This is a genomic window from Streptomyces calvus, assembly GCF_006782915.1.
GTDB classification, from domain to species: Bacteria; Actinomycetota; Actinomycetes; order Streptomycetales; family Streptomycetaceae; genus Streptomyces; species Streptomyces calvus.
In genome coordinates, this window is the sequence record NZ_VCNP01000056.1 from 756,014 (window position 1) to 770,096 (window position 14,083).

Here is a 14,083-nt window from a genome sequence, read left to right on the forward strand (position 1 = left end):
CTTGTCTGCCCGAATACCCGCCCGCCGGGCCACCGGCGCCCGCACACCGGCCGCGCTGCTGGCCGCCGCCCTGCTCGTCACCGGCTGCTCCGCCCAGGACGACGACGCGTCCGCACCGGCGAGCAGCCCCTCCGCCACCACCCCGCACGGGTACGTCGAAGGCGCGAAGGAGAGCGCCGAGCAGCAGTCCCGGCTGCTGCTCAACGACCCGGGCAGCGGGGACACCCGGGTCCTGGACCTCATCACCGGCACGACGCACAAGGTGACCGGGACGAAGGACACCGCGGGCCTCACCACGGACGGCCGGTTCGGCTTCCTCCACACCGCCGACGGCACCCGCGTCGTCGACGGCGGCGCCTGGATGGTGGACCACGGCGACCACGTGCACTACTACCGCGCGGCGATACGCGACGTCGGTGAACTGACGGCCGGATCCGGCGCGCTGGTCCGCAGCGACGCCGCCGTGACCGCGGTGACGGACGGGGACGGCCGGACCGCGCTCTACGACCGCACCGAGCTGGAGAAGGGCCGGATCGGCTCCCCGAGCACGCTGCCCGCAACGCACACGGCGGCCGTCGTCCCGTACGCGGAGCACCTCCTCGCCCTCACGGACGACGGGAAGGGGCCCGCCGAACTCACGGTGTACGACCGCGACGGCAAGCGCGTCGCCACCCCCGGCGCCCGGTGCGAGGACCCGCGCGGCGACGCCGTCACCCGGCGCGGAGTGGTCCTCGGCTGCGCCGACGGAGCCCTCCTCGTCCGCGAGGACGACGGCGAGTTCACCGCCGAACGCATCCCGTACGACGGCGACGTGCCCGCGAAGGAACGCGCCACGGCCTTCCACCACCGGGCCGGCAGCGACACCCTCACCGCGCCTGCCGGCGACCGGGCCGTGTGGGTCCTGGACGTCACCGACCGCACCTGGACGCGCGTGCCCACCGGGCCCGTCGTCGCCGCCAACACCGCGGGCGAGGGCTCACCGCTGCTCGTCCTGGAGACCGACGGATCCCTGCACGGCTACGACATCGCCACCGGCAAGCACCTGACCCGCACCGAGCGGCTCCTCGCGCACGCCACCGCGCAGGACGGAACCGGCCCCGTCATCGAGGTCGACCGCAGCCGCGCCTACCTCAACGACCCCGACGGGCGACGCGTGTACGAGATCGACTACAACGACGACCTGCGCATCGCGCGCACCTTCGACCTGGACATCGAACCGGCCCTGATGGTGGAGACCGGACGATGACGACGACCGGGCGCACCGCCCTGCGGCTGCGCCGCCTGCTGATCACCCTCGTCACCTTCGCCTGCGTCGGCACCGCCACCGCCTGCGCCGGCGGCGACGACCGTGCCCGCGTGGTGGTGACGACCAACATCCTCGGCGACATCACCCGCGAGATCGTCGGCGACCAGGCCGACGTCACCGTGCTGATGAAACCCAACGCCGACCCGCACTCCTTCGGCCTGTCGGCCGTGCAGGCCGCCGAGCTCGAACAGGCCGACCTCGTGGTCCACAACGGGCTCGGCCTGGAGGAGAACGTGCTGCGGCACGTGGAGGCCGCCCGGGAGTCCGGCGTCGCCACCTTCGAGGCCGGCGCGGCGGTGGACCCGCTCACCTTCCGGGCGCACGACGACGGCGGCCCCGAGGACGGGGCCGGGCAGCCCGACCCGCACTTCTGGACCGACCCCGACCGGGTGCGCAAGGCCGCCGCACTGATCGCCGACCAGGTCGTCGAACACGTCGCCGGCGTCGACGAGAAGACCGTCCGCGCCAACGCCGACCGCTACGACGGGCAACTCGCCGACCTCACCACGTGGATGGAGACGACCTTCGACCGCATCCCCGAGGAGCGGCGCGCCCTGGTCACCAACCACCACGTCTTCGGCTACCTCGCCGACCGCTTCGGCTTCCGCGTGATCGGCGCGGTCGTCCCCAGCGGCACGACGCTTGCCTCGCCCAGCTCCTCCGACCTGCGCTCGCTCACCGAGGCCATGCGCGACGCCGGCGTGCGCACCGTCTTCGCGGACTCCTCCCAGCCCAAGCGGCTGGCCGAGGTCCTGCGCAAGGAGCTGGGCGGCCGGGTGCGCGTCGTCGAGCTCTACTCCGAGTCCCTCACCGAGCAGGGCAAGGGCGCCGCCACCTACCTGCAGATGATGCGCGCCAACACCACGGCCATGACCGACGGCCTGACCGGCGACTGAAACCCCGACCACGAAAGAGGAACACCAGTGAACACCTCCACCCGCACCAGAGCCGTCACCGGTACGGCCCTCGCCCTGGCCGTCGCCACGGTCCTGACCGCCTGCGGCGGCGGAGACAGCTCCCCGTCCGACGCGAAGGCGCCGGAGAAGTCCCCCGCCGCCAAGGCCGTCGCCGTGAAGGACCCCCTGGTCGCCACCTTCGACGGCGGCCTGTACGTCCTGGACGGCGAGAGCCTGAAGGTCGCCAGGACCATCGACCTGCCCGGCTTCAACCGCGTGAACCCCGCCGGGGACGACGAGCACGTCGTCGTCTCCACCGACGCCGGGTTCCGCATCCTGAACGCCGCCGAGCAGGCCTTCACCGGCGTCGAGTACCCGGGCGCCAAGCCGGGCCACGTCGTCCGCCACGCCGGCAAGACGATCCTGTTCACCGACGGCACCGGCGAGGTCAACGTCTTCGACCCCGACGACCTGGCCGGCGGCACGAAGCCGAAGGGACGCACCTACGCCTCCGCCGAGGCGCACCACGGCGTCGCCATCGAACTGAGCAACGGCGAACTCCTCAGCACCCTGGGCACCGAGGAGAAGCGCACCGGCGCCCTCGTCCTGGACCAGGACAACAAGGAGATCGGGCGCGCCGAGAACTGCCCCGGCGTCCACGGCGAGGCCGCGGCGAAGGGCGAGGCCGTCGCCGTCGGCTGCGAGGACGGCGTCCTCATCTACAAGGACGGCGAGTTCACCAAGGTCGACGCCCCCGACGACTACGGCCGCATCGGCAACCAGGCGGGCAGCGAGGAGTCCCCGGTCCTGCTCGGCGACTACAAGACCGACCCGGAGGCCGAGTTGGAACGGCCCACGCGCATCTCCCTCATCGACACCGGGGCGGCGAAGCTGCGCCTGGTCGACCTGGGCACCAGCTACTCGTTCCGCTCGCTCGGCCGCGGCCCGCACGGCGAGGCGCTCGTCCTCGGCACCAACGGCGTCCTGCACGTCATCGACCCCGAGTCGGGCACGATCGAGAAGAAGATCCCCGTCGTCGGGAAGTGGCAGGAGCCCCTGGACTGGCAGCAGCCCCGGCCCACCCTGTTCGTCCGCGACCACACCGCGTACGTCTCCGAGCCGGGCAAGCGCATGCTGCACGCCGTCGACATCGAGTCCGGTGAGAAGCTGAAGTCCGTGACCCTCCCGAAGAGCACCAACGAACTGTCGGGTGTCGTCGCGGGCCACTGACGACCGGACCCTCGGTGCACCCGGCCGGTCCGGCGCGGCCGGGTGCACCGTCCCTCGGCTCGGCGTCCGTGGGCTCAGCGGGTGACGAGCAGGCCCCGGCCGCGCAGCACCCACCGCTCCAGTGGGCTGAAGACCAGCAGGTCGACGGCGATGCCGACGATCAGGATCAGGAAGATGGCCAGGAACACCTGGGACATGCTCGAGTTGTTCCGCCCGTTCTCCAGCAACTGCCCGAGCCCGATGCCCAGATCGGGCGAGGAGGCGATGATCTCGGCGGCCATCAGCGACCGCCAGGAAAAGGCCCAGCCCTGCTTCAGGCCCGCCAGATAGCCGGGCAGCGCGGCCGGCATCACGATGTACCGGGCGCCGCGCACCCCGGTGGCCCCCAGCGTCCGGCCGGCCCGCAGGTACAGCGGCGGGATCTGGTCGATGCCCGCGACCAGGCCGTTCGCGATCGAGGGGACCGCGCCGAGCAGGATCACGGCGTACATCATCGAGTCGTTCAGGCCCAGCCAGATCACGGCGGGCGGCACCCACGCCACGGACGGCAGGGACTGCAGTCCGGACAGGATCGGGCCGAGGGCCGCCCGCACGAATCCGATCCGCGCGACGAGCAGGCCGAGCGGTGTGCCGATGGCGAGTGCCAGCAGGAAGCCGAGCAGACCGCGGGAGACGCTGGTCCAGATGTAGTCGAGCAGCGTGCCCTGCAGCCAGGCGGCACGCACCTCCTCGGCCACCGCGGAGGGTGCGGGCAGCTTGTAGTCGGGGGCGACCTCCGCCCACACCAGCACCTGCCAGACGACCAGCACCAGGGCGACGGCGGTGACCGGCGGCAGCACCTTGCGCACCAGGGTCTCGCGCAGCGGCGTGCGGCGGACCCGCACCGCGTCCAGCGCGTCGAGCCCGGCCTCGAGACCCGCCAGGGCCTGCTCGTCGCGCGGTTCCCCGGCCGCCGGGGAGGCGTCCTTCGGGGGCCCGGAGGCGGTGTCGGTGTCGGTGTCAGTGCCGGCCATGGCGGCGGATCTCCTCACGCAGTTCCTCGGTGATCTCGGCGGACAGTTCGGCGACCGCGCCGTCCTCGATGCGGCGCGGCTGCGGGATGCCGACCGTCCACTCCCGGGCGATCCGTCCCGGCCGGGACGACAGCAGCACGACGCGCTGGGCGAGCTTGACCGCCTCGCGCACGTTGTGCGTCACGAACAGCACCGACAGTCCCGTCTCCTGCCAGACGCGGGTCAGTTCGTCGTGGAGCACGTCGCGGGTGATGGCGTCGAGCGCGGCGAACGGCTCGTCCATCAGCAGCAGCCGGCTGTCCTGGGCCAGGGCCCGCGCCAGCGCGACGCGCTGACGCATTCCGCCCGACAGTTCGTGCACCCGCTTGCCGTACGCACCCTTCAGCCGTACGAGTTCCAGCAGCCGTTCGGCCTCCGGCCGGCGGTCCGGCCTGGCCACCCCGCGCAGCCGCAGGGCGAGTTCGATGTTCCTGCCCGCGGTCAGCCACGGGAACAGGGCGTGCTCCTGGAACATCAGGGCGGGCCGGCCGTCGGTGCGGATCGAGCCGGCCGACGGCAGGTCCAGCCCCGCGACCAGGTTGAGCAGGGTGGACTTGCCGCACCCGGAGGCTCCCAGGAGGGTGACGAACTCGCCGGGCGCGACATCGAGGGTGATGTCGTCCAGCACGAGTTGTCGTCCGCCGGGCGCGCCCGGTGCGGGGAAGGACTTCGAGACGTGCTCGACACGGGCGGCGTACGTGACCGCCGTGGCGTCCTCGGTGGCCTGGGTGATGGTGGTGGCCACGGTCGTCACCTCCTGGGAGTTCGTCGGGTCCGGTGTGCGCTGCTCGTGCCGGCTAGGAGGTGCCGAGCCCGGCGTCGTCGACCGGGTTCTCGCCCTCGGCCTCCAGGACCTTGTTGAGGGGTGCGAGGTCGTAGATGCCCTTCAGGTCGGGCCGCTCCAGCAGGCCCGCCTTGACCGCGTGGTCGGCCTGGCTGTCGAGGGTGGCGGCGAGCGGGTCGTCGAGGAAGGCGATGGACGCCCAGGCCGGGTCGAGGACGTCGGCGGGCAGCGCCTTGCCCGACAGCTCCTTCAGCGCGGTGTTGGCGGAGGCCTTCGCCCGCTCCGGGTTGGCGTTGATCCACCGGTTGGTCCGCACCGAGCCGCGCAGCACGGCCTCGACCACGTCCGGGTGCTCCTCGAGGAACGTCTGCGACACGATGATGTTCGTGATGACGAACTTGTCGTCGGGCCACAGCGTCGACTCGTCGAGCAGCACCTTCGCGCCTTCGGCGACCAGCTTGGACGCGGTCGGCTCCGGCACCCAGGCGCCGTCGACGGAACCGGACCTGTAGGCGTCCGGGGTGACCTTGTTGTCGGTGCGGACGACGGAGACGTCGCCCTTGCCGCTCTGCGCGTCGACCTTCCAGCCCTGGTCGGCGATCCAGTTGAGGAACGCGACGTCCTGCGTGTTGCCGAGCTGAGGCGTGGCGATCTTCTTGCCCTTGACGTCCTTCAGGGACTTGATCTTCTCCGGGTCGACGACGAGCTTCACGCCGCCGGATGCGGAGCCGCCGACGATGCGCAGGTTCCTGCCGCCCGACTTGGTGTAGCCGTTGATGGCGGGGGAGGGGCCGATCCAGCCGATGTCGATGGACCCGGCGTTCAGCGCCTCGATCTCGGAGGGTCCGGCGTTGAACGTGGACGTCTTGATGGTGGTGCCGCCGAGCTCCTTCTGGAACAGGCCCTCCTGCACGCCCACCAGGGCGGTGGCGTGGGTGAGGTTGGGGAAGTAGCCGATGCGCACTTCGGCGGCGGAGAGCTTCTTGCCGCCCGCCGCGGCCGCGGGCCGCTCGTCGTCGGTGGCCTGGGAGCCGTATCCGCAGGCGGTGAGCAGCAGGGGGAGCGCCGCGAGGGCGGCGAGGGTGCGCAGGGCGGCGAGCGGTCTTGCGGCAGACACGGAGGTGTCCTCTCGGGGAGGGGCGATCGGGGAGGGGGCGGTCGGGGCCACGGAGGTGAGCCGTGCGGCCCGTGGGCGCGCACCGGTGCTGCGCTCGCCGGCCGTCGTCGGCCGTCGGGCGGGCGGAGGGTTGCCGTGCCGGGATGCCGGGCGGATGCCGGCGGCGTGCGGGCGGTGCGGCGGTGGGATCTCAGACGGGCCGACAGAGGGCGGTGGAGGTGCGGCCGTAGTCGATGTGGCGGCGCGAGGTCAGCAGGGGCCCCGGCCGGACCGTGCGGTCGAGCGCGCGCATGGCCGTCCCCCCCTTGTATCCCTAGTTTTCCTACCTGGATGCTAGGGATCGTGGCAGAAGAGGGCCCGCACCCCAAGGGGGTGTTCACATGCCGGACAATGCCGTTCCGAGTGCTGGGATCAGGGGTTGACCCAGGCGTCCGGCGTCTCGGTCAGCGCGGACACGCCCGCGGGCAGCCGGGCGGACGCGACGTCGGCGAGCGACACGCCGTCGAGGATTTCGCGGACGTTGGACCGCAGCGCGATCCACAGCGGGAGCAGCGACTCCGCGGGGCCGCTGTAGGACAGCTCCGGCGGGCGGACGCCGCGCACCGAGACCAGCGGTCCGTCCACGACGCGGATGACGTCGGCGATGCTGATGGAGTCGGCGGGCCGGGCCAGCCGGTAGCCGCCGTTCCCGCCGCGCTGGCTGAGAACGAGACCGCCCCGGCGCATGTCGTTCAGGATGCTCTCGAGGAACTTGTGCGGGATGTCCTGGGCGTCGGCGATGGCCTCGGCCTTGAGTGGCTCGTCGTCCCCTGACGCGGCGAGTTGCAGCGCGGCACGTACCGCGTAGTCCGCCCTGGCTGAGATCCGCATGTGCCCATTATCCCGTAACCGGGCGGACGGCACCGCAGCGGGCGGCCGCCGGGGAGGCGGTCGCGGCGTCAGGACGGCGAGGGGCCGAACGGAGGGTGTGTGCCGTTGAGGAAGTAGTCGCCGACGTCGCGGAGCCGGTGGGTGACGGGTTCGTACAGGGTGTGGGTGCGAGCGTTGCGCCAGAAGCGGTCCAGGCCCAGCGGCGCGGCGGCGGAGCGGGGGCCGACGATGTCGAGCGCGCGGGTGGTGGACTCCTGCGCCGCCCTGGACGCGGCGGCCTCCGCCAGGGCGACGAGGACGGAGATCTCCGCGTACTCGTCGTGGGTGAGGACCTCGCCGCGCCGCAGCCCGCCCCGCAGCGCGTCCAGCGCCTGGCCGGTGAGGGCCGACGCGGCACGGGTGAGGAGGGTGAGTTCGCCGTAGGAGGTCAGGAGCTGGGGGTCGTGCGGTGTGCCGGCCGGCCAGGCGAGGTGCCGGGGCGCGTGGCCGGCCCTGCTGTACTCGCGGGCCTCGGCGAGCACGCCCTCGGCCATGCCGAGCAGCAGGTGGACGGAGACCAGACGGCCGGCCGGGGACGCCAGGGCGGTGCGGGGCGACTGCGCGTCCTCGTCCGACGGCAGGGTGCCGAGCACGTCGTCGTCGGTGACCGTGACCGCGTCGAACTCCACGCTGCCGCCCGCCGCGAGCCGCTGGCCGAAGGTGTCGGTGTCGTCGTCGATCCGTATGCCGGGACGGGCCGGGTCCACGACGACGCCGACGGTCTCGCCGGTCCCGGCCCGGACCGCCCGCACGGCGATCCGGTCGGCGACCAGCACCCCGGTGGGGTAGCTCTGCCGGCCGTCGAGCACCAGGCCGCCGGCCGTCCCGGTGAGCGTCAGCAGCGGTTCACCGCCGGTGAAACCGCCGCCCCAGTACCACTGTTCCGCCGCGGAGCGCCGCACCACGCCCGCGGCGAGCGCCGGTTCGGCGAGGAAACCGGCGCTCCACGACAGGAAGTAGTGGGAGCCGAGCAGTTGGCCGATCGCGCCGTCGGCCGCGCCGATCTCGCGCACCACGGCACAGGCCGTCGGCCAGTCGGCGCCGCCGCCCCCGACACCGGCCGGTGCCAGGAGCGTCAGCAGTCCGGCCTCGCGCAGCCGGGCCACCTCGTCCGAGGGGACCTTGCCCGCCTGTTCCCGCGCCACCGCGTCGGTGGCCAGGTCGTCCGCCACGTCGCGGGCCACGCGCAGCCAGTGCGCGCGTCCGGGCCCTGTCGGTTCGGACGGCGGGGCGGGACCGGACGGCGCGGTGGCAACGCCCATGGCGGGGTCTCCTCAAGGTCGGTGGCAGGCCGCGGTGTCGGGCACGTACTTGTAGCCCACCCGCCGCACGGTGACGATCCGCTGCCGGTGCGCCCGGCCCAGCTTGCGGCGCAGGCGGGCGATGTGGACGTCCACGGTGCGGCCGTCGCCGATGTGGTCGTAGCCCCAGACCGCGGTCACCAGCCGGTCGCGCGAGTGCACCTGGTGGGGATGGCTGACGAGATGGGCGAGCAGCTCGAACTCCAGGTAGGTGAGGTCGAGTTCGCGCCCGTCCAGCTCGGCGACGTGACGCGTGGGATCGATCCGTACGACGTCGTCCCCGGCGGGCCGGGCGGGGGCCGGTGCGGGGGGCGTGGGGTGGACCGGCCTGATCTGCGGACGGGGCCGGTCCTTGACGAACAGTTCGGTGACGTCGGTGCCCTCGGGGACGAGGAGCAGATAGCCGACGAGCGGCGCGGAGGCGGCCGGGCCGGTGCCGTCCGGCGTGCCGTCGCCCACCAGGCGGAGGTGGCGCGACTCGGCGGGCGGCGGATCGTGCGGGGCGGAGTGGGAGGAGAGTGCCGTGGTCATGACGTATGTCCCTCGGAAGCGTGTCGGGCCGTCGGGAAGCAGGCGCGGGCGCGCCCGACGACCGGGAGGTGCGGGGGCGGAGCGGCGGATGCGGAGGTGTGACCGCGTGCCTCAGGCGCGACAGCAGGCGGCGCTGACGACGTGACCGAAGTCGACATGCCGACGGCGAACGAGTCGCTGCTGTGTACGGGACATGGGCATCATCCTGCGCACTCCGCCGCGGCCCGTCAAGGCTTTCCTAGTAATTCGATAGGAAACATGGGGAAGGAGTGCCCGGACGGCCGCGGGCGTCAGGCCTCGGCGTCCGGATCCTCCCGGAAACCGACGGAGAGTTCGCTGCGGGAGCGCACGCCCAGCTTCGCGTGGACATGCGTCAGGTGGTACTGCACGGTCTTCACCGAGATGAACAGCTCCAGCGCCGCCTGCTGATTCGTCGCACCGGCCGCCACCAGCCGGGCCACCGCCCGCTCCTGCGCAGTGAGCCGGGCCAGACCCGGAGCGGCACGCCCACCGGCCCGCCGGATGCGCCGCTGCTCGTCCTGGGCCCCTCGCTGGGCACCACGACCCGCATCTGGCAGGCCCAACGTGCCCGCCTCGGCGAGGACTTCCGTGTCCTGCGCTACGACCTGCCGGGCCACGGAGGTTCACCGACCGGGGCCCTGCGCGACCCGTCACCGGGGGCGACGACCGTCGACGACCTCGCCGACGCGGTCCTCGCCCTGGTCGACGACGTCACCGGCGGCGAGGAGCCGTCTGCCTTCCACTGCGCGGGCATCTCCCTGGGCGGTGCCGTCGGCGCGTGGCTCGCGCTGCGCCATCCGCGGCGGGTGGCCGCGCTCGCCCTGGTCTGCAGCTCCGCCCGGTTCGGGGCGGAGAGGCCCTGGCGGGAGCGCGCGGAGCTGGTGCGCCGGGAGGGCATGGCGCCGCTGCGGGAGACCAGCCCGGGCCGGTGGTTCGCCGACCCGGCCACCGCACGCACCCCTGTCGGACGCGCACTGCTGGACGACCTCGCCGCCGTGGATCCCGCGGGCTACGCGGCCTGCTGCGACGCCCTGGCCGGCTACGACGTACGTGCCGAACTGCCCGCGGTTCAAGCGCCCACCCTCGTCATCGGCGGCACCCACGACCTGGCCACCCCCCTCGGCCACGCCCGGGAACTCGCCGGACTCGTGCCCGGCGCCGTACTGCGGACCGTCGGCTGCGGGCACCTGGCCGTCGAGGCGCCGGACGCCGTGGAGCGGGCCCTGGCGTCCTTCCTGGCCGGTGGTCAGGCGGTGGCGCGGCGGATGTCGATGTTGCCGTAGCGGGTACGGGCGTGGATCTTGACGGTGTCGCCGGTGCCGTCGTCGTGGGGGGCGTGGGAGGGGGTGAGGGTGTTGCGGACCTGGCCGGAGCCGGAGTCGGCGTCGAGCCAGGCGGCGGTGCCTTCGCGGATGCCGATGTCGATGGCGCCGTGGGAGGTTTCCAGGCGGGCGGTGCCGCGGGCGAGGGCGGCGACGCGGAGGGTGCCGTGGGCGGTGGTGGCGGTGACGGAGTCCTCGGCGCGGGTGATGTCGATGTCGCCGTTGGCGCCGCTGACGTGCAGTTCGCCGGTGGCGGTGCCGACGGTGGTGGTGCCGTGGGAGTTCTTCAGGACGGCGGGGCCGTCGAGCCGGCCGGCGCGCAGGCTGCCGGAGCTGGTGGTGATCTCGGCGGGGCCGTGGACGTGCTGGACGCTGATGGAGCCGTGGGAGGCGGTGAGCTTCAGCGGGCCGGTGGCATCGAGGCGGACGTCGCCGGCGGAGGTCTTGACGTGGACCTCGCCGAGGCGGCCTTCGCCGAACACCTGGGTCCAGGCGCCGGTGATGTCGGCGTCGGAGCCGGTGGGCAGGGCGACGGCGATGTCGACGGTGCCGGTGCGGCCGAACAGGCCGGGCTTGGGCGTGCGGACGGTCAGGACGCCGTTCGCGCAGGTGATGTGGGTCTGGTCGGCGGTGCGGACGTCCAGTTCCTTCTTCGGGTCACGCGGGCGCACCTCCACGACGGTGTCGCGGCGGTCGCCCGCGGTGAACTGCACGGAACCGGCGTCCACATGGACCGTGGCGGAGAGGGGTGCGGGCGTGTCGAACGTGGGCATGGCTGGTCCGTCCTCGTGGGTCGTCCGGCGTGATGGGGTGCGGGCGGTGGCGCGGTCAGCGCACCCAGCCCGTGAAGCTCTGCCCGATGCTGCGGGCCGGCTCCGCCGGACGTGCCGCGCCTCCGCCGTCGACCGCGGCCGACACGGCGCGCACCAGCCACGCGTTCACCGACAGGCCCTCGCGGGACGCGGCCTCCTCGGCGCGGGCCTTGAGGTGGGCCGGCAGACGCAGATTGACCCGGGCCGTGCCGCCCTCGTCACCGTCCGCGGGTGGCTGCGCCCGGGGTGCTTCGACGGGCGCGGCCGGCTCCACGGGCGCGCCGCGGCCGGCGGGCGGCGGCGTCACCACGAAGTCGGGGTCGAGCCCGCGCAGCCGCACGTCGACCGCGCCCGGAGCGAGCTCGCGGGTGATCTCGTCCATCGCGGCGGACAGCACCCCGAGCATGGTCAGCCGCGTCACCGACTCCAGGGAGGCGGTGAGCCGCTCGGCCAGCTCACGGGCTTCCTCGCCGCCGGCCTCGGCGGCCACCACGAGTTCGCGGCGGAGGGTGTCGACATACGGGGTGAGATCCATGACGCCATCATGGCGCCACGATGGCACCTCGGGCAAACCCGGAGTGATGCCGGTCCGCTGAGCGCTCCGGCCCCGGGGATCAGCCGCGGTCGGGCAGGGGGACGATGCCGTCGTCGCCGGCGTGCAGGATGTCGCCGGGCCGGAAGGTGACACCGCCGAAGGCGACGGGCGTCACCGGGGCCGGGACCCGCGGCCGGCCACCACGCCGACACGACGACCGGGGGACGGAGAGGGGCGCCACGGTCACCGTGACGGCCCGGCGCACCGCGGCCTCGCCCCGCCCACCCCCGGGTTCCGCCCCGGAAATCCCGCACCCCGCACTCCCGGCCGTCACCTGCCGAGCCCGAGTCCCCCGACGCCGCCCGGCTCCGCCGACGCGACGGCCCGGCCGGCCGGCAGGTCCGGCGCCGCGTCCGTCCCGGGCCGTCCCGGCAGGAACGTCACCTGCGGCGCGCCCGTGCGCGGATGGACGGCCACCTCCGCGTCGACGCCGTACACCTCGGCCAGCAACCGCGGCGTGAGGACCTCGGCCGGCGGGCCGCAGGCGGTGACCTCCCCGTCGCACAGCACGTACAGGCGGTCGCAGTACGACGCGGCGAGGTTGAGGTCGTGCAGCGCGACCAGCACGGTCGCGGGCAGGCGGCGCAGTGCGCCGAGCACGTCCAACTGGTGCCGGATGTCGAGGTGGTTGGTGGGCTCGTCGAGGACCAGCAGCGCGGGCTGCTGGGCGAGGGCACGGGCGATGAGCACCCGCTGGCGTTCACCGCCGGAGAGACGGTCGAAGGGCCGGTCGGCCAGCCCGGCACCGTCCACCGCGTCCAGGGCCGCGCCGATCAGCTCGGCGTCCTCGGCGGTGTCACCGGCGAGCAGCCGCTTGTGCGGAGTGCGGCCCATCGCGACCACCTCACGGGCCGTCAGGTCGAGGTCCGCACCCGACTCCTGCACCACCGCCGCGACGGTGCGGGCCAGCCGCCGCACGGGCAGCGACCAGGCGTCCGCGCCGTCGACACGGACCCGGCCGGTGTCGGGGCGCAGCACCCGGTACACGGCGCGCAGCAGACTGGACTTGCCGCTGCCGTTGGGCCCGACCAGTCCGATCACCTCGCCCGGCCGGGCGGTCAGGGAGACGTCCGCCACCAGCCGGCGCGCACCCGCGGTGAGCGTCACCCGGTCGACGACGAGTTCGGCGGCGCTCATGCCGGTCCTCCCTCGCTGCCGCGCCGGGCGTCGCGCCGCATCAGCCACAGGAAGAACGGGCCGCCGCACAGGGCCGTGAGCACACCGACGGGAATCTCCATCGGCGCGGCGACCGTCCGCGCCGCGATGTCGGCCCACACGAGGAACACCGCTCCGCCGAGCGCGGCCGCCGGCAGCACCCTCCGGTGGTCGCCGCCGACGAACAGGCGCACGATGTGCGGCATCATCAGCCCCACGAAGCCGATCGGCCCGGCCGCCGCCACCAGCACCCCGGTGACCAGCGAGACCAGGACGAACATCCGGGCGCGGAACCGGGCCACGTCCAGCCCCATCGTGGTGGCCGCCTCCTCGCCGGCCAGCAGCAGGTTCAGGTTGCGGGCCTGCACCAGCAGGACACCGATGCCGAGCAGCAGCGCCAGGCCCGGCAGCCACAGCATCCCCCAGTCGACACCGCCGAGACCCCCGAGGGTCCAGGCGAGGACCGCGCGGGTCTCGTTGCCCCGGTCGGTGGTGAGCAGCAGCAGGTCGAGCAGGGCGGTGAGCACCGCGGCGACCGCCACCCCGGACAGCACCAGCCGCACCGAGGTGATGCGCCCGCCGGTGCGGGCGGTGGCGTACACGAGCAGCAGCGCGCCCAGCGCCCCCGCGAACGCGGCGGCCGGCAGCGACAAGGGGCCGAACACGCCGACCCCGAACACGAGCACCGCGACCGCGCCGAGGGACGCCCCGGAGGAGACGCCGAGCAGATACGGCTCGGCGAGCGGGTTGCGGACGAGGGCCTGCAGCGCGGTGCCCACCACCGCCAGACCGGCGCCGGTCACCGCGCCGAGCAGGACCCGCGGGGCCCGTACGTCCAGCACGATCGTCTCGCGCGCCCGCGACCAGTCGGGCGGCGACCGGTCGACGCCGAGCGCATGGGCGACGATGCCCCACACCTCACCGGGAGGCACCCGTACCGACCCGATGGCCAGGCCCGCCGTGACGGACGCGAGGAGCAGAACGGTCAGGGCCAGCAGCGTGAGCGGCAGGGCCCTGCGGTCCGGCGTCCGTGCGGCCGGTTCCTGCCGTGC

The 14,083-nt window shown here is 73.8% G+C and carries 15 protein-coding genes; 4 read left to right on the top strand and 11 right to left on the bottom strand.

The features are described from left to right. The first annotated feature begins 13 nt into the window (after positions 1-13). From FGW31_RS31695 to aztD, 3 genes are read left to right on the top strand one after another with little or no spacing between them, the layout of a single operon-like run. Positions 14-1,246: a hypothetical protein gene (locus FGW31_RS31695; protein ID WP_182675063.1), complete on the top strand. Its 1,233-nt coding sequence runs from the start codon at positions 14-16 to the stop codon at positions 1,244-1,246. Continuing rightward, on the top strand, positions 1,243-2,202 hold the full coding sequence (gene aztC, locus FGW31_RS31700; protein WP_142196982.1) for a zinc ABC transporter substrate-binding protein AztC: 960 nt from the start codon (positions 1,243-1,245) through the stop codon (positions 2,200-2,202). Before FGW31_RS31695 ends, aztC begins: the two co-directional genes overlap by 4 nt. 27 nt (positions 2,203-2,229) lie before the next feature. Further along, entirely contained in the window at positions 2,230-3,432 is a 1,203-nt protein-coding gene (gene aztD / locus FGW31_RS31705) for a zinc metallochaperone AztD (RefSeq protein WP_142196983.1), read from the top strand. Between the two features lie 74 nt (positions 3,433-3,506). On the opposite strand, the gene FGW31_RS31710 is transcribed toward aztD, so the two are convergent. From FGW31_RS31710 to FGW31_RS35805, 7 genes are all read right to left on the bottom strand, one after another. Then, complete coding sequence (locus tag FGW31_RS31710) at positions 3,507-4,445, bottom strand: ABC transporter permease (protein ID WP_142196984.1); 939 nt, start codon at positions 4,443-4,445, stop codon at positions 3,507-3,509. Further along, on the bottom strand, positions 4,432-5,238 hold the full coding sequence (locus tag FGW31_RS31715; protein WP_142196985.1) for an ABC transporter ATP-binding protein: 807 nt from the start codon (positions 5,236-5,238) through the stop codon (positions 4,432-4,434). Before FGW31_RS31715 ends, FGW31_RS31710 begins: the two co-directional genes overlap by 14 nt. A gap of 43 nt (positions 5,239-5,281) precedes the next feature. Then, complete coding sequence (locus FGW31_RS31720) at positions 5,282-6,385, bottom strand: aliphatic sulfonate ABC transporter substrate-binding protein (RefSeq protein ID WP_142196986.1); 1,104 nt, start codon at positions 6,383-6,385, stop codon at positions 5,282-5,284. Positions 6,386-6,796: 411 nt separating this feature from the next. After that, a complete protein-coding gene (locus FGW31_RS31725) occupies positions 6,797-7,255 on the bottom strand; it encodes an RrF2 family transcriptional regulator (RefSeq protein WP_142196987.1) in 459 nt (152 codons plus the stop codon). A gap of 68 nt (positions 7,256-7,323) precedes the next feature. Continuing rightward, a complete protein-coding gene (locus FGW31_RS31730) occupies positions 7,324-8,556 on the bottom strand; it encodes an acyl-CoA dehydrogenase family protein (RefSeq protein WP_142196988.1) in 1,233 nt (410 codons plus the stop codon). A 12-nt stretch (positions 8,557-8,568) separates the two neighbouring features. Beyond that, positions 8,569-9,126: a winged helix-turn-helix domain-containing protein gene (locus FGW31_RS31735; protein WP_142196989.1), complete on the bottom strand. Its 558-nt coding sequence runs from the start codon at positions 9,124-9,126 to the stop codon at positions 8,569-8,571. 290 nt (positions 9,127-9,416) lie between these two features. Next, complete coding sequence (locus tag FGW31_RS35805) at positions 9,417-9,575, bottom strand: helix-turn-helix domain-containing protein (RefSeq protein ID WP_233452604.1); 159 nt, start codon at positions 9,573-9,575, stop codon at positions 9,417-9,419. Here FGW31_RS35805 and FGW31_RS31740 point away from each other — a divergent pair. Continuing rightward, positions 9,504-10,430 carry an alpha/beta fold hydrolase gene (locus FGW31_RS31740; protein ID WP_233452605.1) on the top strand — a complete coding sequence of 309 codons (927 nt, stop codon included), beginning with the start codon at positions 9,504-9,506 and terminating at the stop codon, positions 10,428-10,430. The two genes, FGW31_RS35805 and FGW31_RS31740, sit on opposite strands and share 72 nt — an antisense overlap. Here FGW31_RS31740 and FGW31_RS31745 read toward each other — a convergent pair. The 4 genes from FGW31_RS31745 to FGW31_RS31760 all read right to left on the bottom strand — a co-directional run bounded on the left by FGW31_RS31745 (position 10,394) and on the right by FGW31_RS31760 (position 14,041). Beyond that, entirely contained in the window at positions 10,394-11,242 is an 849-nt protein-coding gene (locus tag FGW31_RS31745) for a DUF4097 family beta strand repeat-containing protein (RefSeq protein ID WP_142196991.1), read from the bottom strand. The two genes, FGW31_RS31740 and FGW31_RS31745, sit on opposite strands and share 37 nt — an antisense overlap. Positions 11,243-11,297: 55 nt before the next feature. After that, on the bottom strand, positions 11,298-11,816 hold the full coding sequence (locus FGW31_RS31750; protein WP_142196992.1) for a toxin-antitoxin system HicB family antitoxin: 519 nt from the start codon (positions 11,814-11,816) through the stop codon (positions 11,298-11,300). 330 nt (positions 11,817-12,146) lie between these two features. Further along, positions 12,147-13,013, bottom strand: coding sequence for an ABC transporter ATP-binding protein (locus FGW31_RS31755; RefSeq protein WP_142196993.1), 867 nt, complete (start codon positions 13,011-13,013; stop codon positions 12,147-12,149). After that, entirely contained in the window at positions 13,010-14,041 is a 1,032-nt protein-coding gene (locus FGW31_RS31760) for a FecCD family ABC transporter permease (RefSeq protein ID WP_202432142.1), read from the bottom strand. The genes FGW31_RS31755 and FGW31_RS31760 overlap by 4 nt, the downstream gene beginning before the upstream one ends. Positions 14,042-14,083: the final 42 nt, after the last annotated feature.

Bases quoted from the DNA above. Each gene is read 5' to 3' on its own strand.
- aztC (WP_142196982.1), top strand. From the start codon at position 1,243: ATGACGACGACCGGGCGCACCGCCCTGCGGCTGCGCCGCCTGCTGATC.
- FGW31_RS31710 (WP_142196984.1), bottom strand. From the start codon at position 4,445: ATGGCCGGCACTGACACCGACACCGACACCGCCTCCGGGCCCCCGAAG.
- FGW31_RS31725 (WP_142196987.1), bottom strand. From the start codon at position 7,255: ATGCGGATCTCAGCCAGGGCGGACTACGCGGTACGTGCCGCGCTGCAA.
- FGW31_RS31730 (WP_142196988.1), bottom strand. From the start codon at position 8,556: ATGGGCGTTGCCACCGCGCCGTCCGGTCCCGCCCCGCCGTCCGAACCG.
- FGW31_RS31735 (WP_142196989.1), bottom strand. From the start codon at position 9,126: ATGACCACGGCACTCTCCTCCCACTCCGCCCCGCACGATCCGCCGCCC.
- FGW31_RS31745 (WP_142196991.1), bottom strand. From the start codon at position 11,242: ATGCCCACGTTCGACACGCCCGCACCCCTCTCCGCCACGGTCCATGTG.
- FGW31_RS31750 (WP_142196992.1), bottom strand. From the start codon at position 11,816: ATGGATCTCACCCCGTATGTCGACACCCTCCGCCGCGAACTCGTGGTG.
- FGW31_RS31755 (WP_142196993.1), bottom strand. From the start codon at position 13,013: ATGAGCGCCGCCGAACTCGTCGTCGACCGGGTGACGCTCACCGCGGGT.